The sequence below is a fragment of the Enterovirga rhinocerotis genome (genome assembly GCF_004363955.1).
GTDB classification, from domain to species: domain Bacteria; phylum Pseudomonadota; class Alphaproteobacteria; order Rhizobiales; family Beijerinckiaceae; genus Enterovirga; species Enterovirga rhinocerotis.
In genome coordinates this window covers 245,657-264,198 of sequence record NZ_SNZR01000011.1, presented here as the reverse complement: position 1 = coordinate 264,198, position 18,542 = coordinate 245,657, and the positions used below count along the sequence as shown (strand labels likewise).

Genomic DNA, 18,542 nt, shown 5'->3' with positions numbered 1-18,542 from the left:
CCAGGATCAGACTGCGTCGATCGAGCCTCGGGATCGGATGCTCCCCTCAGCGGCCAAACGCTGCCGCCCTCACTGCTTACGCCGCCGCTGCTGCTCGGTCCGGCGGCGCGTGACGGGCTGCTTGCTCTGGATCTGGGACCCCGGCGTCGCCGCCCGCGGCACCACCGGCGTCGCAGCCGCATCCGCAGCCCGCGGCACCTCCGCCCCGAGGCGGCGGACCGGCCAGCCATCCGTCCAGCGGCCCATGTCGAGGAAGGTCGGCTCCTGGCGCAAAGCCGTGAGATCGTTGCCGGCGAGCGAAGCCTCGATCAGCATGTCGAAGGTCCGCCAATAGGCGAGCCAGTCGAGCGTATCGACGCTGTTGCGCTGAAGCTGCTGCAGCAGGACGCGCTGCTCTCCGCTGAGCTGGGCGTCGGCCGACCACGCGACGCGCGCCGGGGTTGGCTGGCGGATCCGACGGCCGCGCGCGTCGGTCTGGGGGGGCGGCGCCTCGGCGGCGGGAAGCTTGATGGTGTCCGTGCCGTAGCCCTCCTTCGCACCGCCCGGCGAGGCCAGCGTCGCGGTCAGGGACGGAAAGCCGTGGTCGTCGGATGCGGCCCGCATGAAGAGCTTGCGCTCGACCGGGACGTTCGATGCCTCGCGCAGGATTCGGCGGGAGGTCCGGTCGGCGGCGAGGTTGTTCTGGTCGCCGGACATGGTGACGAGATTGATCGACGGCGCCATCGTCGAGAGGTCGGCGAGCTGGATGCCCTTCGACGCCTCGTCCCTCGCGATGCCGCCCGCCATCGTCGTGAAGACGAGCTTCGGCGCCTCGACCCCGAGCTCGGACGCGCGGGCCGCGAGGTTCACAGCGACGCCGGTGCCGGCGGAATGGGCGAGGTAGATGGTGCTCGCGGGATCGGGCTTCGCCTGCGGATCGGAGGCGAGTTCCGCGAGCGCTTCCTTGACGAGCGCGGCCGCCCGCTCGGTCGCGTCGTTCGGCCTCGTGCGGCCGACCTCCTGGAAGCCGGGATAAAGGACGAGATGACCGCGGCGCGCGAGGTGGTCGATCCAGGCGCCGTAGACGATCGGGTTCGTCGCGCCCCAGGCGTGGAAGACGACGACGACGCTGCGCGGGGTCTCGGGCGCGGCTGCGGCGTGGAAGACATAGGTCACGTCTCCCGGCTTGCCGATGGCGCGCTTGACGACCTCGGTCTTCGTGTCGGGCGTCGAGCCCGGCCCACTCTTCGGCTGGGTCGGCGACGACAGGGCGGAGGCTTTGTCGAAGCCGATGGCGGTGAGCGCGAGCCCAAGGGCCAGCGTCAGAGCAGGGCGACGGAACATGACCGGGCGCGGACTCGCTTTAGGACGTTCCTTCTTCCTTATCAGAAGATCGACCAAGATGCCCCCCCGCATTTCGCCTCGCCCGGGCTTCGACGAGAGCCCGAACGGCTCCGCGCCATGTCCGCACGTCCTGTTCCCTCATTTGCATCCGGTGGAACATGTCGCGCATGTTGCGGACCATGACCGGCTTTTTGGCCGGTGGATAGAAGCCGGCCTCGTCGAGCGCCTCCTCGACCGCCGCGAACAGCCCCGTCACCGCCTCGCGCGCCGCAGGGCGCGCCTCGTCCTGCGCGTCGAAGGGCAGCCCGCGGCCGACCGCGCGCGTCCATTCGTAGCCAGCCAGCATCACCGCCGCGGCGAGATTGAGCGAGGCATGGGCCGGATCGACCGGGAAGGTCAGGATCGCGTCCGCCAGCGAGACGTCGTCGTTCTCGAGACCGGTCCGCTCCCGTCCGAACAGGATGCCGGTCCGCTCGCCGGCCGCCGCGCGGCGCGCGAGTTCGGCGAGCGCCTCCTCCGGCCCGAGCACGCGCTTCATCTGGCCGCGCGAGCGGGCCGTCGTCGCCAGCACGAAGTGAAGGTCGCCGATGGCCGCCGCGGTCGTCGGGAAGGCGCGGGCGGGCTCGAGGATGTGGTCCGCGCCCGCCGCCGGGCCGCTCGCATCCGGATGCGGCCAGCCCTCCCGAGGCGCCACGAGGCGCAACTCGGCGAGGCCGAAATTCGCCATGGCCCGCGCCGCCATGCCGATATTCTGCGGCATCTGCGGCTCGACGAGAATGATGGCGGGGGCTCTGAGCGCGTCTGCTTCGGTCACGGCTTCCGATCGGCGGGAGGTCGAGCCCGCGAGGTCGCATGAGGCCGCAGGCTAGCGCAAGCTCGCCCTGATCCCGGTCGCGAGCAGCGAGACCGCTTTCGAGAGGATCGCGTTTCCCGTTCGGGCGAACAGCACGATCTCGGACGGCGGCAAAGCGGGCAACCCGAATTCGGGCCCGCGATCCGGCTCTCCGCCCGCCGCGAGACGGCCCATCGGCGCGATGCCCAACCCTGCCCGGATCCCTGCCAGAAGGGCCGCGCAGCTTCCCCCGACGAAAGCTTCGCGCCAGGCGATGCCGCGCTCCTCGAGGGCGTGGATCGCGACGGAGCGAACGCCGCACGGCCCCGGCAACAAGGCGAGCGGCACGGCGCCGATGGCGACCGGCGCCAGATCCTCGGCCGCCCGCCAACCCAGGGGATCGATGCCGAGGACTTCTCCGTCCTGCGCCCCGCTCTCACGGCGCAGGACGACAGCATCGAGTCGGCCGGCTTCGAAGGCGAGGCGCAGATCGTGCGAGAGGCCACTTCTCAGCTCGGCGCAGGCTTGAGGTGGGAGCGACCGCCGCATCCCCCGCAGCACCTGGGTCAACCCGATGCCCAAGGCATGATCGCTGACGCCGATCGCGACCCGGATCTCCGGATCCGGCTCGAACCGCAAGGCATGATCATGGGCTGCGATCAGGGCGCGGGCGCGGACGAGGAAGGCGGCGCCGTCGGCGGTCGGGCGCACGAAGCGCGGCGAGCGGTCGAGCAGACGCCGGCCGACCCGGGCCTCGAGCGCCTTGAGCCGCTGGCTGACGACGGGCTGGACCGTACCCGCCGCCTCCGCGGCCCGCGTCAGGCTGCCGAGATCGGCTGCGAGGACGAACAGCCGAACCGAGGATAGATCCAGAGACATACCAAAAGACTATGATGACAATGCATCATCATGCAATTCTACAATAGACAAACAGGCGGCATGTCTTGGGCACAGGAGACATCCCATGCCCATGATCACCCTCCGCTACGTCACGCCGGCTCCCACACCGTCCCTCAGGACAGCCATTGCCATGGAGGTGCCGAAGCTCTCGTGCGAACACCTCGGCAAGGATGCCGGCGTCACGGCGATCCTCGTCGAAGCGGCCGATCCCGACGGCTGGTTCGTGGCCGGCCGCAAGCCGGTCGAGGACGGCAAGGCAGCCTTCTGGCTCGACATCAAGATCACCGCCGGGACCAACACCAAGGCGGAGACGACGGCCTTCGTCCGCGAGACCTTCGCCGCGATGGAACGGTTGATCGGGCCCCTCCACGAGGAAAGCTACATCCTCGTCCATGCGGTCGACGGCGACGCCTACGGCTATGGCGGCCGCACTCAGAACGGCCGCTGGGCCGCCGCCCATCCGGGATAGGGAAGCCACGTGACAGCCGGCCGCGGCTGGCGCACAAATCCTCCCAAGAGCGCGAGCCTCAGCATCGTCGCTCGTCGGGAGGATCTGATGGTCACGCGCAGCACGGCCGCCCTCATCGCCGCCATCGGTCTCGCCCTGGCGACCGGCCCCGCCCTCGCCGCCTGTCCGGACCAGGCCGAGGTCGATCGATTCGCCGCCGATTGGACAGCCAAGAAGCCCGCCAAGGGCATGCCGGTCGAGACGATGGCCGATGCCGTGTGCGCCCGCGACAAGTTCGTGGCCGCGATCGGCAAGGGCGATAGGGTCGTCGGCTACAAGGCCGGCCTGACCGCGAAGCCGGTGCAGGAGCGCTTCAAGGCCACCGCGCCGGTCGCGGGCATCCTCCTGTCGAGCATGATCCTCGCCGACGGCTCGAAGGTGCCCGCGGCCTTCGGCGCCCGGCCGGTCTTCGAGGCCGACATGCTGCTCGTCGTCAAGGACGAGAGCATCAACACGGCCAAGACGCCGGAGGAGGCGCTCGCCGCCCTCTCGGCGATGCGGCCCTTCATCGAGATGCCCGATCTCGCCCTCGCCCAGGGCGAGAAGCTGGAAGCGCCGCAACTCCTCGCCATCAATGTTGGAGCCCGGCTCGGAGTCGCGGGCGCCGAGGTGCCGCTCCAGCCGAACCCGGAGACGCTCAAGGCGCTCGCCGAGGTGAAGATCGTCATGACCGACGACAAGGGCACGGTGCTCGCCGAGAACACGGGCGCGGCGACCCTCGGCAATCCGCTCAACGCCGTCACCTGGCTCGTCGCGGATCTCGCCGCCTCCGGCCGCAAGCTGAAGGCGGGCGACCTCATCAGCGTCGGCTCCTTCTCGCCCCTCCTGCCGCCGAAGCCCGGCACGACCGTCACCGTGCGCTACGAGGGCCTGCCGGGCACGCCGAAGGTTTCGGCGACGTTCGAGTGATCAGGCGTCGAGCACGAGTGCAGAGGTCGGGACCGAGCGGCAGGTGAGGCAGCAATCGGCCTCGATCTCCGTGTCGGCGAGGACGGCGACGCTGCCCGAGACGAGCGGCACGAGGCAGCTCTCGCATTGCCCGACCCGGCACCCTGCCGGCAGGTCGAGACCGAGTCCGTCGGCGAAATCGAGCAGGCTGCCCGCAGCCGGTGTCCACACGGCCTCGCGCCCCGACCGGGCGAAGCGCACCGGGTGCGAGACCATCGCCGCCCGCCCGGACGGCATGTCGGCCGCCGTGAAGGCCTCCCGGAAGATCTCGAACGGGAAGACGCCGCGGCGGCGCAGCCCGTCGGTCGCCTCGCGCATCATCGCCTCCGGCCCGCAGAGATAGAAGCGGGCGCGCCGCGCGATGAGATCGTCCGGCACGAGATCGGCCGAGACCCGGCCTGCGACCTCGAAATCGGCACCGATCCGGTCGGAAGCGGTCGGGCGGGAATAGGCGTTGACGACGACGAGTTCGGGCATCGCGGCGGCGAGGGCGGCGAGTTCCTCGCGGAAGACGTGCCGGTCGCCGTCCCGGCTGCCGTGGAGGAGCAGGACCTCGGGCCTATGCTCGGAGCGCAGCAGCGTTTCGAGATAGGATCGGAAGGGCGTGATGCCGATCCCCGCCGCGATCAGGACGACAGGGAAATCGGCGGCGACCGGCAGGACGAAGCGTCCGGCCGGCATCCGAGCCTCGACGAAGTCTCCCGCCGCGACGTGCCGCGTCAGCGCGGTCGAGGCGCGGCCCGCCTCGATGGCGCGCAGCGCATCGGCCTCGATGCGCTTGACCGTGATCCGATAGGCCGGCGTGCCGTCCTCCTCGGCCGCCCCGACGAGCGAGTAGCTGCGCAGCAGCGGCTGCCCGCCCTCGTCGGGCCTCACGCGCAGGGGCAGGTACTGGCCGGGCCGGAAGCCGGGCAGCAACGCGCCATCCTCCGCCACGAGCGCGAGCGACACGGCCCCGTCCGCCTCCGGTTCCACGGCGGCGACCCTGAGCCTCCGGAACCCGTCCCAGCTCGCGGCGATAGCCTCGTCGCGGCGGATGTCGCAGGCGAAGGAGCGCAGGGCCGGCGCGCCGCTGATCGGATCGCGAGCGGCGGCCTCGGGCCCGATCAGCGCGTTGAAATTGGAGCCGTTCCGGCCGAGCGGCGCATAGCCGGGCAGACCCAGATCCGGACAGGCCTGCCACCAGCCGTTCTGCGCGACCACCGTATCGGGCCGGAGAGAGGGCTCGATCCGCGCCCGGAACCGCGCCTCCCCCACCCGCGTCGCGATCCGAGCCCAATCGCCGTCGACGATCCCCCTGGATCGCGCGAGGTCGGGGTGCAACTCGACCACCGGATCGGGCGAGCGCCGGCGGAGCGAGGCGATGCCGCGATGCTGGCTGTGACAGAAATGGCCGGTCTTCGCGGAGACGAGCGTCAGCGGATAGGCTGGGGACGCGGCCCTGCCGAGAGCCGGTTCGACATGGACCGGCAGCGGCGAATAGCCGTGCCGCAGCAACTCGGCGGAATAGAGCTCGACGCGCCGCGTCTCCGTGTCGAACCCCCGCACCGCGCCGGCCGCTGCGCCGGGACCGGCGGGGCCGGCATGTCTCTCGGGCGTCGTCCGGAGGGGTGCGCGCACGGAGCCGCCGTGGCGGCGGAGGTCCGCGACGGACAGGCCGAGCGGGGCGAGCATGTGGTCCCAGCCCGCCTCGACGTCGCCGCCGAAGAACTCGTCCGCCATCCCGAGCCTCTCGGCGAGCCCGAGGACGATGGCGATGTCGGAGCGGGATTCGCCGGCCGCCGGCAGCACGGCCGGCCGCAAGGCGACGATCTCCTCCGATTCCGGTGTCAGCTCGAAGCCGAACCGCAGCGCCTCGCGCTCCCAGGGCGTCGCGACCGGCAGCACGATGTCGGCATAGGCCGAGGTCGGCGAATGGAAGATGTCGCAATGGAGGTGGAAGGGCAGACGCTCCAGAGCGGCGCGGGCGCGCCCGGCATCCGGCTGCGACAGGAGGAGGTTCGAGCCGAAGGCGACGAGCGCCCGGACGGGATACGGCTTCTCGTCGAGCACCGCGTCGTAGAGATCGGACCCGATGATCCAGCCCATCGAGGGCGGCCCGAGCGGCAGCTTGTCGAGCCCGAGCGCCTTGCCCCGCTGCTCCGGCGTCAGCTGGTCGACGCTCGACAGGGGGGCCGCCGGCTGCTTGGCGACGCGCAGATTGCCCCGCTCCGTGTCGAAGGCTCCGGTCAGGGCGTAGAGCGTCGCCATGGCGCGATCGGTCTGGCTCGCATTGGCGTGCTGCCCGACGCCGGTCCAGCCGTGATAGGCGACGTCGCGCCCGGCCTCCGCCAGGACATCGGCGGCTCGGGCGATGTCCGCGGCCGGGATGCCGGTGATGCGCTCGACCGTCGCCGGGTCATAGGGCCGGCAAGCCTCGCGGAAATGCGCGAAGGCGGGGCGGCAGGCGACCGGGCCGGCGCGCGTCGCGACCACGACCGAGCCGTCCAGGGCGAAGCGTCCGGGCCGTTCTGTCGGGAACCGCGTATCCACCGCGACGGCCGCGCCCCGTTCGCCGTCCCAGGCCACGAAACCCTCGGCATCCTCGCGGCCATCGGCGAGATCGCTCGCGCGGAGGAAGCCGCCGTCATCCTCGCGGACGAGGAGGGGGGCGTTCGTCCAGGCCCTCACGAAGGTGTCGTCGTAGCGCTCGCGCGCGAGAAGCAGGTGCGAGAGGCCGAGCGCGAGCGCAGCGTCGGTGCCGGGACGGACTTGCAGCCAGAGATCGGCATCGGCGGCATGGGCCGAACGGCGCGGATCGATCACGATGATCCTGGCGCCGGCCCGGCGCCCCTCGGCGATCTTGCTCGCCTGGGCGAGCCAGACATTCGAGGGATTGTGCCCCCAGAGCATGATCAGCCGGGCCTTGGCGTATTGGGCCACCGGGATGCCGCAGCCGAAGGTGTGGGCGTGGGTGTGGTCCTTGTGCCAGTTGCAGACCTCGGTGCCGTAGACGTTGTTCGGGCTGCCGAAGAGGCGGATGAAGCGGTCGACCCAGTCGAGCCCGTCCGCCATTCCGGTCGCGCTCGGGGTCGTGACGGCGAAGCCGACGGCCTCGGGGCCGATCTCGCGCCGGGCCGCATCCAGCGCCCGGGCCGCCGTGTCCAGCGCCTCGTCCCACCCGATCGGCTCCCAGCCCGGATCGGGATCGGTCTTGGGGCGCGTGCGGCGCAGGGGCGTCAGGATGCGGCGCGTCGAATGGACGATTTCCGGCCCCGCCCGCCCCTTGGGGCACAGCGCGCCGCCGGTCGGATGGTCCGGATCCGGCCTGACCTCCGCCAGCCGACCGTTCTCGACCACCGAGATCGAGCCGCAGCGCGACCGGCACAGCGCACACCAGCCGCGCACCTCGCGGCGCCCTGGCCCGGTGGTCTCGCCCTGCGTCGTCATCGGCCGTGTCACCTCGTTCGGGGAAGGCCGACGCAAGGCGTCGGACCAGAGATGGAGAGGATGCAAGCTTAGAGCCGTTGCGCCCTCGGCGGAATCGCCTCCCGCGCTTTTGTCCGAAAGCATCGCCGTCGCATGGAGGGGGCACGGCGCTCGAGCCGGCATCGGCGAGCTCGGCCACCGAGCCAGCAGAAGGGCAGCGGGCCTTGCATGTCCCCCATGCCGAGACGGTTTGCGATCCTCCACCGTCTTGCTTTCGAAGGCCGAACCACGCCTATCGAGCCTGGACGCGAAGCCCGGAGAGGTCTCCGGCGTCCGGGAGGTCGGCCTTGGGAGAGGGTGGCGCTGCGAGGGCACGCTCGGAGCCCGGTTCGGTGTTCAGTCAGCCCGATTTCGTGAGACTCTGGGTCGCCGGCCTCGCGACATTCACGGTCCGTTGGATCGAGGTGCTGGCGATCAGCGTCTTCGTCTATCAGCAGACCGGATCGGAGCTGATCGTCGCCATCATGATGATGTGGCGCGTTCTTCCGATGGCTCTGTTCGGCGCGTTCCTCGGCGCCTGGTCGGACCGGATCGAGCGCCGGTCCGCCCTCCTGCTCATCCTGCTGATCTCGCTCGCGACATCGCTCGGGATCGGCCTTCTGGCAGCCGCCGGGCGGCTCGAGATCTGGCATCTCGGCGCCGCCAGCTTCGTCAACGGGATCGCCTGGTGCAGCGACAATCCGGTCCGCCGCAACCTGATGAGCCAGGTCGTCGGACGGGCGCGGCTCGGCGCCGCGATGGCCGTGGATGTCGGCAGCAACAACGCAAGCCGCGTGCTCGGACCCTCGCTCGGCGGCCTTCTCCTGGTGCAATGGGGCATCGAGGGGGTCTTTTTCTGCGGCGCGCTCATCTACCTCCTGGGCCTCGTCGCGGCCTTCCGCGTGACATACCGGAACGAACCGCGTGACGGCGCCTCGGCGAACATCCTCCGACAGGTCGCCGACGGCTGGCGGGAAGCCTGCTCGAACGACCAGTTGCGCGGCATCTTCGCGATCACCTTCCTGTTCAACCTGTTCTGCTGGCCGACGATCAGCCTCATCCCGGTGATCGGCGAGAGCGCGCTGCATCTGTCGCCGGAATGGGTCGGCATCCTCAGCAGCGCCGATGGCGTCGGAACTCTGGCGGGGGCCCTGTTCATCGGAACTTTGGCCCCGCAGCGCTGGTTCGGGCCGATGTTCGTCGGGGGCGCGGTGATCTATCCAGCCCTGATGGCCGTGTTCGCGATGACGGTCGAGCCGATATCCGCGGGGGCGGCCCTCGTCGCCGTGGGGATCGGCGCCGCCGGCTTCAGCGTCATGCAGGCGACGCTCGTCCTGACGGCGACGCCGCCACCGCTACGCGGCTCCGTCCTCGGGCTCCTGTCGGTCTGCATCGGCGTCGCGCCCATGGGCCTGCTGCTCATCGGCGCCGTGGCGCGAGCGATCGGCGCACCGGGCGCCGTCATCGCCTTCGGTGTCCTGGGCGCCGCCACGATCATCGCGACCTACCCCGTCTGGCGGGCGGTCTGGCGCGGAGAGCCGGCGCCGGCGGGCTGATCCGGCGCCCGGACGACCGTCGTCCCGTCACGGCCCCGGCAGGAGCCGCGCGCGCCGCCCGAGCGCCGTCGTGACGGAGGCGCCGGCGAACATGGCCACGGCGAACACCCAGCCGGACAGGGCCCCGGCCGAGATGCCGGACAGGAGGGTGCCGATCGAGCAGCCGAGCCCGACCATCGCCCCCCAGCCGAGCAGCACGCCCCCGACGATACCGCGGACGACGTGACCGGCGCGTGGGAGTTCCGGGCGGAACTGCCCGGCCGCGAGCGCTCCGGCGAGCGAGGCGAGGACGAGGCCCGCCACGAACAGACCGTTCGGCGTCAGCAGGGCATCCCGGACGGCCGTCGCGCAGCCGCGAAAGGTGTCGAGCCCCTCGAGACGCTGCGGGAGAAGCTCCAGGGCGGCCGCCGCCTGCCGCGTGCGCGAGCCGATCTCGGCCGTCACGCCGAGAGGCCCGATGCGCAGATAGGCCATCGTCGCGAGCGCACCGATGGCGAGGCCTCCCGTCCAGGCCGGCCAGCGCTCGACGAACACCGCCCTCAGCGGATCGGGCGCAGGAACGGGCGGGCGAGCGACGTCCGTCGGGCGTCTCGCCAGCAGCAGAAGGGCGAGCCCGGCGAGGATGGCGAGACCGAGCAGCAGCGCCCCGCCATAGCCGAGATGGCGGGGAAGCCAGACGACCGGGGCGTCCGAGAGGGTCGCGAGATAAAGCGGGTTCCAGCTCCAGAACCCGACCGCGAAGCCGATCGCCGTGCCGAGGAGGGCGAAGGGCGCGGTCGGTGAGCCTTCGCCGAGCCGGTAGAGATGCGCGCTGATGCAGGATCCCGAGATCGCCATTCCCGCTCCGAAGGCGAGACCCGCGGCGACGAGGACCCAGCTCACGGGGCCGATATGCGCATCGGGCGGGAGCCGCGTTCCGGAGGGGTCCGGGAGCCAGGCCCCGATGACGACCGTCGTGCCCGCGATCCCAACCGCGAGCGAGAGGATGATCGCGAGGACGCCGCGCGGATCGCGCTTGTCGAGGAGATCGCGCCAGTGGCAGGCGAAGCAGAACCGCGAGCGCTGCAACGCGAAGCCGAAGAGCCCGCCGAAGGCGAGCGACAGCGCGAGCTTCGAGCCGCCCGGCCCCGCGGAGAGCGCCCACACGCCGGCGAGGAGCCCGAACGCGATCAGGGCCGCGATGGCGGCCCTGAGGAGCGGTGACTGCGACGAGCCGGCCCCGAGGTCCGGCTCCGCGAGCGATGCTGCCACCTTACTTGCCGCCCCACACCGAGCCCGAGAGGTTCGCGATCGGCACGCCGACCGTGTTGCCGTATTCGGTCCAGGAGCCGTCGTAATTGGCGGCCTGGTAGCCGAGGAGGCGGGTCAAAAGGAACCAGGTGTGGCTGGAGCGCTCGCCGATGCGGCAGGTCGTGATGATGGGCTGGCTGCCGTCGACGCCGACATCGGCATAGATCTTCTTGAGATCGGCCACGGGCTTGAAGGTCCCGTCGGCATTCACCGCCCGCCCCCACGGCACATTGACCGAGGTCGGGATGTGGCCGGCGCGGATGGCGAGTTCCTGGAAGCCGGCCGGGGCGATGATCTTGCCCGAGAATTCGTCCGGCGAGCGGATGTCGAGGATCTTCGCCTTGCGCTCGCCCTTGGCCACGGCGACGACATCGGCAAGCCGGGCGCGAAGGGCGGTCGTGCCCTGCGCGACGAATTGCGAGGGCTTCACCTCGGCGGTGCGCGTGTCGAGCGGGCGCTTCTCGGCCTCCCACTTCTTGCGGCCGCCATCGAGCAACTTGACGTTGTCGATGAGGCCGTATTGCGCGAAGACCCAGGCGCCCCAGGCGGCGAACCAGTTGTTGTTGTCGCCGTAGAGGACCACCGTCGTGTCCTTGTCGATGCCGAGCCGGCGCGCGAGCGCCTGGAACTTCTCGGGCCGCGCGATGTCGCGATCGACCGTCTCGACGAGATCCGTGTGCCAGACGACGTTCTGGGCACCGGGGATGTGGCCCCGCTCGAACAGGCCGGGCTCGACCGAGACCTCGACGATCCGCAGCTTCGGGGATTCGAGGTTCTTCTCGAGCCAGTCCGTGGTCACGAGCGCCCCGGCGGCCGCCGGGGCTGCGGCGGGCGCCGGAGCCTGAGCCGAAACGGGCTGGACGGCGACGATCGAGCCCATGACGAGGAACGAGACGGTGAGAGCCGCCATGGCCGCGAGCCGGCGGCGCGGCGACGCTTCGCGTTTGGCCGGCCGCACGGCAACCACAGAACCACCCGAACCCCGACCAAGACTTTCCATGATCTCTCTACCCCATTTTCCATCTTTATCTTGTCTCGATGAAAAGCGGGCGATCAAGTAGTTCAGAATATCTATTACAGTTGCATGGATAGGCGATTTTGTCTCGGCATCGCACCGGCGTAGATGTTTTCACCACCTTCCGTCTGTCGCCCCCTGCGGTGACACGCTCCTCCATCCGGATGTTGCGAAGTGCCGTCCCGCTGGCGACAATGCGCGAGGCAGGGGGGCGCTCCGGCCCCGTCAACCGAGAGGCCGGATGAACGACGACATGAGGCCGATCGCCGTGATCGGGGCCGGCTTCTCCGGCACGATGACGGCCCGCCACCTGCTGGACCGCGTCGGAGGGCGCCGCATCCTCCTCTGCGAGCGAGGCCCGACCTTCGCGCGCGGCGCCGCCTATTCGACGGACGATCCGGTCCATCTCCTCAATGTGCGGGCCGAGAACATGAGCGCGTTCTCCGCCGAGCCAAACCATTTCGCCGCCTGGCTGGAAGGTCTCGGGGACATCCCGCCACGCCATGTTCATCGCACGCCCGTCGGCACCTTTGTGTCCCGCGTGCTCTACGGGCGTTATCTGACGAGCCTCGTCCAGGAGCCGCTCTCGACGCGAGACGGCGCGGCCCGCTTCCGGATCGTCCCGGACGAGGTCGTGCGGCTCGAGAAGCGGCCGGCGGGCGGCTACATCCTCCATCTGGCGTGCGGGCGGACCCATGAGATCGCAGGAGCGGTTCTGGCGCTCGGCAACCTCGCCGAGCGCGCCGACGAGACGCCGTCGCGTCTGGTCCGCGACCCCTGGTCGGCTCGCTTCACGGAGGGGCTCGAGCCGGGGCGGCCGGTCGTGATCGTCGGCACCGGCCTGACGATGGTCGACATCGCGCTCAGCCTGTCGGCATCGGGCTTCCCCGGGCCGGTTCTTGCGATCTCCCGCCGCGGGCTGGTGCCCGGCGCCCACGTGCCGGCAGGCCCGTGGAAGCTCGCCCAGTTCGATCCGCTGGCGGAAGCCCCGCTGAGCCGGATGCTGCACGCGATGAGACGGGACGTTCGCGCGGCGGCCGAGGCAGGCGCGCCATGGCAGAGCGTCATCGATGCGATGCGGCCCGTGACCTCGGCGGCCTGGCAGCGGCTGTCGGTGTCGGAGCAGGCGCGCTTCCTGCGGCATCTGCGGCCCTGGTGGGACGTCCACCGCCACAGGATGGCGCCTCCTGTCGACAGCCGGTTCCGGCAACTCGTCGCGGAGGGCTATCTGACCGCCGCCGCCGGCCGGATCGCCGCGATGGACGTGCTGGAGGATGGCGTCGCGATCGACTGGCAGCCGCGCGGGACCGGCAGGACCGAGCGGCTCGCCGCTCAGCGGGTGATCCTCGCCACCGGCTCGCCGCCGGCCGCCTCGTGCGGAGATCCGCTGCTCACATCCCTCGAGGAAGCCGGACTGATCCGGTCCGATCCGCATGGTCTCGGCATCGAGGCGGACGGCGCGTTTCAGGCGATCGGCCGGAACGGGGCACCGAGCGAAGCGCTTTGGGCCGTCGGCCCGATCGTCAGGGGCTCTCTGTGGGAATGCTCCGCCGTCCCCGATATCCGCCGCGATGCGGAACGGGTCGCCGACAGCATCGGCGCCCGCCTGGCGTCGCCCTCCTAGGCGACCGGAAGGCCGCCGGCCGCGCCAGGGCCAAGGGCGAGCCGAGCGGCGACGCGCCTCATGCTCCCGCCATAGCCGCATCTGCTGTGGCGGCTGAATAACGTCCAGGCGGTAGTCTTTCCGTCCCCGCCGGACCGCCTCTACAGCTCGTTCTCCATACCGAACGAAACGCTGCGTCCGACCCTGCCGATTCAATGCAATCGACGCCAGGAAGGAAAAACATCCCCACTGGCAACTCAAAAAAAGAACGATCCGCCCCATCGCGTCGTTCTTTTAATCGAACGATCCGTTGCAACGCAGCATGATCGATGGCATCGTATGTCATCGATCATCCAAGCAACCTTCGGACACCCGACCGCCGCGATGAGTAAACCCTACACAGCGCAACAGTTCTCGGAAGCCGTTCCGGTCCAAGCCTCCGATGCGGCGATCCGTTTCGAGGCCGTGTCGAAGACCTTTCCGGCTCGCGGCGGAGGGGCCGCGGTCCCCGCGCTCGCCGATCTCGATCTGGCGGTGCCGGCAGGCTCCATCCTCGGCGTGATCGGGCGCAGCGGCGCCGGCAAGTCGACGCTGATCAGGCTGGTCAACGGCCTCGAGAAACCGACGGGCGGCCGCGTCGTCGTCGACGGGACGGAGGTGTCCGCCCTCGACGAAGCGGGATTGCGGGACGTGCGTCGGCGCGTCGGCATGATCTTCCAGCATTTCAACCTGCTGTCCTCGCGTACCGCCTACGACAACGTCGCGCTGCCACTGGAGATCGGCGGGGTCCCGCAGGCCACCATCCAGTCCCGCGTCGGGCCGCTCCTCGAACTGGTCGGCCTCGCGGACAAGCGGAACCGCTATCCCGCCGAGTTGTCCGGCGGCCAGAAGCAGCGTGTCGGCATCGCACGCGCTCTCGCGACGCAGCCCAAGGTCCTCCTGTCGGACGAGGCGACCTCCGCGCTCGATCCCGAGACGACGCGCTCAATCCTCGACCTCCTGTCGTCGATCAACAAGGAGCTCGGGCTGACCATCCTCCTCATCACCCACGAGATGTCGGTCATCCGGGCGGTGGCGAAGGAGGTGGCGGTCCTCGACGGCGGACGCGTCGTCGAGCACGGGGAGGTCTTCGACGTCTTCACGCGGCCCCGGCATCCGACCACGCGCTCGTTCCTCTCGTCCGAGACCGGCCATGCCCTGCCGCCCTTTCTGCGCGAACGGCTCCGGCCGGATGCGAGCCCCGGCTCCGAGACGGCGATCCGCATCCTCTTCCGCGGCCGCCATGCCACCGATCCGGTGGTCTCCCAGCTCACCCGCGATTTCGGCCTCGACGTGAACATCCTGTCGGGATCCGTCGACGAGATCGCCGGGCGCCCCTTCGGCACGCTCGTCGTCGGCCTCAAGGCTGATGCGCCGACGATCGAGCGCGTCCTGTCCTTCCTCACGTCACGCGACCTCGATGCGGAGGTGATCGGCCATGTCTCCTGAAATCATCCGCCTCATCGCCGAGGCGACGCTCGACACGCTCTGGATGGTGGCGGTGGCCGCCTCCATCGCGACGCTTCTCGGCCTGCCGCTCGGCGTGTTCCTGGCGACCAGCGGCAAGGGCGAGCTGTTCGCGGCCCCCTGGGTGAACAAGACGGTCGGCTTCGTCGTGAACGCGGCCCGCTCCACGCCCTTCATCATCCTCGTCGTCGCGATCATTCCGTTCACGCGGCTGCTCGTCGGCACCTCGATCGGGACGAAGGCGGCGATCGTGCCGCTCACCATCGCCGCGGCACCCTTCATCGCGCGGCTGATCGAAGGCGCGATCCGCGAGGTCGATCAGGGCCTCGTCGAGGCCGCGCGCGCGATGGGCGCGACGCCGCTGCAGATCGTGCGCAAGGTCCTGATCCCCGAGGCGCTGCCCGCGATCGTCCTGTCCCTCACCCTCGCGGTCGTCAGCCTCCTCGGCTACTCGGCCATGGTCGGCGCCGTCGGCGGCGGCGGGCTCGGCGATCTCGGCATCCGCTACGGCTACCAGCGCTTCATGCCCGACGTGATGGCCGTCGTGGTCGTCGTGCTCATCGTCCTCGTCCAGCTCGTCCAGAGCACCGGGGACTGGCTCTCCCGCCGCCTGAATAAGCGCCTGCGGCAGGCCTGAACCCTCCCCCTCGTTGCTCTGAAAGGAGCCTCCCATGCCTCGTCTCTCCCGGCGCGCCGTCCTCGGCGCGGCGATGGCCGCCTCGATCTCGTCTCGCGCCCTCGCCCAGAAGCAGTCGATCAAGGTCGGCGTCACGGCTGGCCCCCATGCCGAGGTCCTCGCGGCCGTGAAGAAGGTCGCCGCCGAGCGCGGGCTCGACATCACGGTGATCGAATTCACCGACTACGTCGTCCCGAACCAGGCCCTGGCCGCGGGCGATCTCGACGCGAATTCCTTCCAGCACGAGCCCTATCTCAAGAACCAGATCGCGAAGACCGGCTGGAAGCTCGTGAAGGTCGCCACCACCACGGCTTCGCCGCAGGGCATCTATTCCAAGAAGTACAAGCGGATCGCGGATCTGCCGGCCGGCGCGACCATCGCCATCCAGAACGACCCGTCGAACGGCGCCCGCTCGCTTCAGATCCTCGACGCCAACGGCGTCATCAAGCTGAAGGACCCGAGCAACACGGCTTCGACCCTCGCCGACATCGCCGAGAATCCGAAACGGTTCCGCTTCGTCGAACTCGATGCCGCCCAGCTCGCCCGCGCGCTCGACGACGTCGACGCCGCCTCGATCAACAACAACTACGCGATCCAGGCCGGCCTCTCGCCCGTCACGGACCCGCTGATCAGGGAGCCGGTCGAGGGTCCCTGGGTGAACATCATCGCGACCCGCATCGCGGACAAGGACAAGCCCTGGGTCAAGCTGCTGGCCGAATCCTACCGCTCGGAGCCGGTCCGCCAATTCGTCCTCGACCGCTTCAAGGGCGCCTACGTCCCGACCTGGTGAGCCCCCCCTCCCCCCAAAAAGACGAGACCCGCCATGCGCAACCTGATCCTCACGGCCGGCCTTCTGGCATCCCTCGCGCTGCCTGCGGCGGCGCAAGCACCGCAGGTCCTCCGCATCGGCGTGACGCCCGGCCCGCACGCCCAGATCCTCGAAGCCGTCAAACCCGTCGCGGCCAAGAGAGGCCTCGACGTCAGGATCATCGAGTTCTCCGACTACGTCGTGCCGAACGAGGCCCTCTCGGCCGGCGAGATCGAGGCGAACTCCTTCCAGAACCAGCCCTATCTCGACAACCAGAGAAAGGATCGCGGCTACAAGATCGAGTCCGTCGCCCTCACCGTGAACTTCCCGCTCGGGATCTATTCGCGGAAGCACAAGAGCTTCGACGACATCCCGGCCGGCGGCACCATCGCGATCCAGAACGATCCGACCAATGGCGGACGCTCGCTTCTGCTTCTTCAGGACAAGGGCGTGATCAAGCTGAAGCCGAATGTCGGCTTCAAGCCGACCGTGGCCGACATCATCGAGAATCCCCGGCGCCTGAAGTTCATCGAGGTCGACGCCGCGCAGACGCCGCGCTCGCTCCCGGATGTCGACGCGGCGGCGATCAACACCAACTACGCGACACCCGCCGGCCTGAAGCCCTCCGACGCCATCCTGCGCGAGGACCCGAAAGGCCCCTACGTCAACCTTCTCGCCGTGCGGACGGCGGACAAGGACAAGCCGTGGGTCGAGGCGCTCGTCGCCGCCTACCGCTCGCCCGAGGTGAAGGCCTTCATCACGGAGACGTTCAAGGGATCCGTGATCGCGAGCTGGTAGGGGCGCCTCGTCGAGGCCTCAATCCGCCTTCGCTCCCGTGAGCCGGACGATCTCGCCCCAGCGGTCATAGTCGCGGAGCAGTACCTCGCTCATCTCGTCGGGCGTGCTGGGGGCGAGTTCCATGCCGAGATTCTGCAGCGTCGCCCGGATCTTCTCGTTCGCGAGCGCCTCGCGGAGCGACGTGCTCAGGCGGTCCAGCACCGGCTTCGGGATGCCCGCGGGCGCGAACATCGCCAGCCAGGCGCCGCCACGCAGATCCGGGTAGCCCGCCTCGGCCGTCGTCGGCACGTCCGGCAGCAGCGAGGAGCGCTGCTGCGACGTGACCGCGAGCGCCCGCACCTGCCCGTCGCGAATGAACGGGATCGTGCCCGCAACCGTGTCGATGGTCGCATTGATGCGCCCGGCGATGATATCCGTCACCGATTGCGCGGTGCCCCGGAACGGCACGTGATTGAGGCGCGCGCCGGTGGCGTGGGCGAGCACCGACATCAGGAGATGCGACGTGGTGCCGTTGCCGGTGCTCGCGAAGGTGACCTCGCCGGGCTTCGCCTTGGCCGCATCCATCAGGTCCTTCATCGACCTGTAGGGCAGGTCCTTGTTGACCACGAGCGCGTAGGGCAGGTCGACGATCCGCCCGATCGGCTGGAAATCCTTGCGCGGGTCGTAGCTGAGGGTCGGATAGATGTGAGGATTGATGGCCTGCGGCGCCGAGGCTCCGACCGTGATCGTGTAGCCGTCCGGGGCCGACCTCGCGACCGCGGCCGCCCCGATGCTCCCGCCCTGACCACCCCGGTTCTCGACGATGAAGCGCGAGCCTCGGATGGTCTGACTGAACTGCTCCGCAAGGAGCCTCGCCACGGTGTCGGTCGCCGTTCCCGGCGGGAAGCCGACCATGATGGTCACGGGCCGGTTGGGATAGGCGTCCTGTGCGCGAGCGGCCGGAACGAGAACCCCGGCGGCAAGGGCCGCTCCGACCCCGAGCACGCTCCGCCTCGTCGGGACGGCTTCGGCCGCCCATACCCCCTTCGTCATGATCCGCTCCCTCCCGAAGGCGTGGGCCGATGGCCCGCCGCACTCATCCGGTCAGGGTCGAGCCTGCCGGCAGGTCGGATCGTAACGGGTCGCATCGTTCTGCGGCAAGACCTCCACGTGGGAGTCGGCTGACGCCGGTCTTGTACGGACAAATCAACCGGTGATGGACGACCTGCGCGAGCGAGCCGGGATCCGGCCTGCATCGGCCTCGGTTCGATCCGGGGGCGGCTGGGAGCCGCAGATTTCGCCGGAATCACTGGATTTGATTGAGATTGATTCCAATAGACTCATCTTCCCTTC

15 protein-coding genes are annotated in these 18,542 nt (G+C 69.9%); 8 read left to right on the top strand and 7 right to left on the bottom strand.

The genetic code is table 11. From position 1 onward, the window contains the following. Positions 1–69: 69 nt before the first annotated feature. The 3 genes from EV668_RS01825 to EV668_RS01815 are packed head-to-tail and all read right to left on the bottom strand — an operon-like array spanning position 70 to position 3,034. On the bottom strand, positions 70–1,323 hold the full coding sequence (locus EV668_RS01825; protein ID WP_133768146.1) for an alpha/beta fold hydrolase: 1,254 nt from the start codon (positions 1,321–1,323) through the stop codon (positions 70–72). Positions 1,324–1,342: 19 nt separating this feature from the next. Continuing rightward, on the bottom strand, positions 1,343–2,137 hold the full coding sequence (locus EV668_RS01820) for an RNA methyltransferase (RefSeq protein ID WP_133768145.1): 795 nt from the start codon (positions 2,135–2,137) through the stop codon (positions 1,343–1,345). Between the two features lie 51 nt (positions 2,138–2,188). After that, positions 2,189–3,034, bottom strand: coding sequence for a LysR family transcriptional regulator (locus EV668_RS01815; protein ID WP_133768144.1), 846 nt, complete (start codon positions 3,032–3,034; stop codon positions 2,189–2,191). Between the two features lie 85 nt (positions 3,035–3,119). Between EV668_RS01815 and EV668_RS01810 the strand changes: the two genes are divergently transcribed. Then, entirely contained in the window at positions 3,120–3,524 is a 405-nt protein-coding gene (locus EV668_RS01810; RefSeq protein ID WP_133768143.1) for a tautomerase family protein, read from the top strand. 87 nt (positions 3,525–3,611) lie between these two features. Next, complete coding sequence (locus tag EV668_RS01805; protein WP_133768142.1) at positions 3,612–4,472, top strand: 2-keto-4-pentenoate hydratase; 861 nt, start codon at positions 3,612–3,614, stop codon at positions 4,470–4,472. Here EV668_RS01805 and EV668_RS01800 read toward each other — a convergent pair whose 3' ends face one another. After that, positions 4,473–7,940 (bottom strand): molybdopterin-dependent oxidoreductase, encoded by a 3,468-nt coding sequence (locus EV668_RS01800; protein WP_133768141.1) that lies wholly within the window; start codon positions 7,938–7,940, stop codon positions 4,473–4,475. A gap of 371 nt (positions 7,941–8,311) precedes the next feature. Here EV668_RS01800 and EV668_RS01795 point away from each other — a divergent pair, with 371 nt between their 5' ends. Beyond that, the gene (locus tag EV668_RS01795) at positions 8,312–9,514 is read left to right on the top strand and encodes an MFS transporter (protein ID WP_166652308.1); all 1,203 of its coding nucleotides are present in this window, start codon (positions 8,312–8,314) and stop codon (positions 9,512–9,514) included. Positions 9,515–9,541: 27 nt separating this feature from the next. Here EV668_RS01795 and EV668_RS01790 read toward each other — a convergent pair whose 3' ends face one another. Beyond that, positions 9,542–10,765 carry a YeeE/YedE family protein gene (locus tag EV668_RS01790; protein WP_133768139.1) on the bottom strand — a complete coding sequence of 408 codons (1,224 nt, stop codon included), beginning with the start codon at positions 10,763–10,765 and terminating at the stop codon, positions 9,542–9,544. Position 10,766: 1 nt separating this feature from the next. Beyond that, positions 10,767–11,684 (bottom strand): sulfurtransferase, encoded by a 918-nt coding sequence (locus EV668_RS01785; RefSeq protein ID WP_208111508.1) that lies wholly within the window; start codon positions 11,682–11,684, stop codon positions 10,767–10,769. 376 nt (positions 11,685–12,060) lie between these two features. On the opposite strand from EV668_RS01785, the gene EV668_RS01780 reads away from it, so the two are divergent. The 5 genes from EV668_RS01780 (at position 12,061) to EV668_RS01760 (ending at position 17,210) form a co-directional block, all read left to right on the top strand. After that, positions 12,061–13,443 (top strand): FAD/NAD(P)-binding protein, encoded by a 1,383-nt coding sequence (locus tag EV668_RS01780; RefSeq protein WP_133768137.1) that lies wholly within the window; start codon positions 12,061–12,063, stop codon positions 13,441–13,443. 363 nt (positions 13,444–13,806) lie between these two features. Further along, a complete protein-coding gene (locus EV668_RS01775; RefSeq protein WP_133768136.1) occupies positions 13,807–14,910 on the top strand; it encodes a methionine ABC transporter ATP-binding protein in 1,104 nt (367 codons plus the stop codon). Next, positions 14,900–15,565 (top strand): methionine ABC transporter permease, encoded by a 666-nt coding sequence (locus tag EV668_RS01770; protein WP_133768135.1) that lies wholly within the window; start codon positions 14,900–14,902, stop codon positions 15,563–15,565. The genes EV668_RS01775 and EV668_RS01770 overlap by 11 nt, the downstream gene beginning before the upstream one ends. A gap of 73 nt (positions 15,566–15,638) precedes the next feature. Next, complete coding sequence (locus tag EV668_RS01765; protein WP_133769932.1) at positions 15,639–16,394, top strand: MetQ/NlpA family ABC transporter substrate-binding protein; 756 nt, start codon at positions 15,639–15,641, stop codon at positions 16,392–16,394. Positions 16,395–16,427: 33 nt separating this feature from the next. Then, positions 16,428–17,210: a MetQ/NlpA family ABC transporter substrate-binding protein gene (locus EV668_RS01760; protein ID WP_133768134.1), complete on the top strand. Its 783-nt coding sequence runs from the start codon at positions 16,428–16,430 to the stop codon at positions 17,208–17,210. An 18-nt stretch (positions 17,211–17,228) separates the two neighbouring features. Here the strand turns inward: EV668_RS01760 and EV668_RS01755 are convergent, their stop codons facing one another. Further along, complete coding sequence (locus EV668_RS01755; protein ID WP_133768133.1) at positions 17,229–18,242, bottom strand: Bug family tripartite tricarboxylate transporter substrate binding protein; 1,014 nt, start codon at positions 18,240–18,242, stop codon at positions 17,229–17,231. Positions 18,243–18,542 lie beyond the last annotated feature (300 nt).

Excerpts from the sequence above, each read along its gene's own strand:
- EV668_RS01765 (WP_133769932.1), top strand. The coding sequence starts at position 15,639 with ATGGCCGCCTCGATCTCGTCTCGCGCCCTCGCCCAGAAGCAGTCGATC.
- EV668_RS01825 (WP_133768146.1), bottom strand. The coding sequence starts at position 1,323 with ATGTTCCGTCGCCCTGCTCTGACGCTGGCCCTTGGGCTCGCGCTCACC.
- EV668_RS01785 (WP_208111508.1), bottom strand. The coding sequence starts at position 11,684 with ATGGGCTCGATCGTCGCCGTCCAGCCCGTTTCGGCTCAGGCTCCGGCG.
- EV668_RS01770 (WP_133768135.1), top strand. The coding sequence starts at position 14,900 with ATGTCTCCTGAAATCATCCGCCTCATCGCCGAGGCGACGCTCGACACG.
- EV668_RS01760 (WP_133768134.1), top strand. The coding sequence starts at position 16,428 with ATGCGCAACCTGATCCTCACGGCCGGCCTTCTGGCATCCCTCGCGCTG.
- EV668_RS01780 (WP_133768137.1), top strand. The coding sequence starts at position 12,061 with ATGAACGACGACATGAGGCCGATCGCCGTGATCGGGGCCGGCTTCTCC.
- EV668_RS01775 (WP_133768136.1), top strand. The coding sequence starts at position 13,807 with ATGAGTAAACCCTACACAGCGCAACAGTTCTCGGAAGCCGTTCCGGTC.
- EV668_RS01800 (WP_133768141.1), bottom strand. The coding sequence starts at position 7,940 with ATGACGACGCAGGGCGAGACCACCGGGCCAGGGCGCCGCGAGGTGCGC.
- EV668_RS01805 (WP_133768142.1), top strand. The coding sequence starts at position 3,612 with ATGGTCACGCGCAGCACGGCCGCCCTCATCGCCGCCATCGGTCTCGCC.
- EV668_RS01815 (WP_133768144.1), bottom strand. The coding sequence starts at position 3,034 with ATGTCTCTGGATCTATCCTCGGTTCGGCTGTTCGTCCTCGCAGCCGAT.
- EV668_RS01810 (WP_133768143.1), top strand. The coding sequence starts at position 3,120 with ATGCCCATGATCACCCTCCGCTACGTCACGCCGGCTCCCACACCGTCC.
- EV668_RS01755 (WP_133768133.1), bottom strand. The coding sequence starts at position 18,242 with ATGACGAAGGGGGTATGGGCGGCCGAAGCCGTCCCGACGAGGCGGAGC.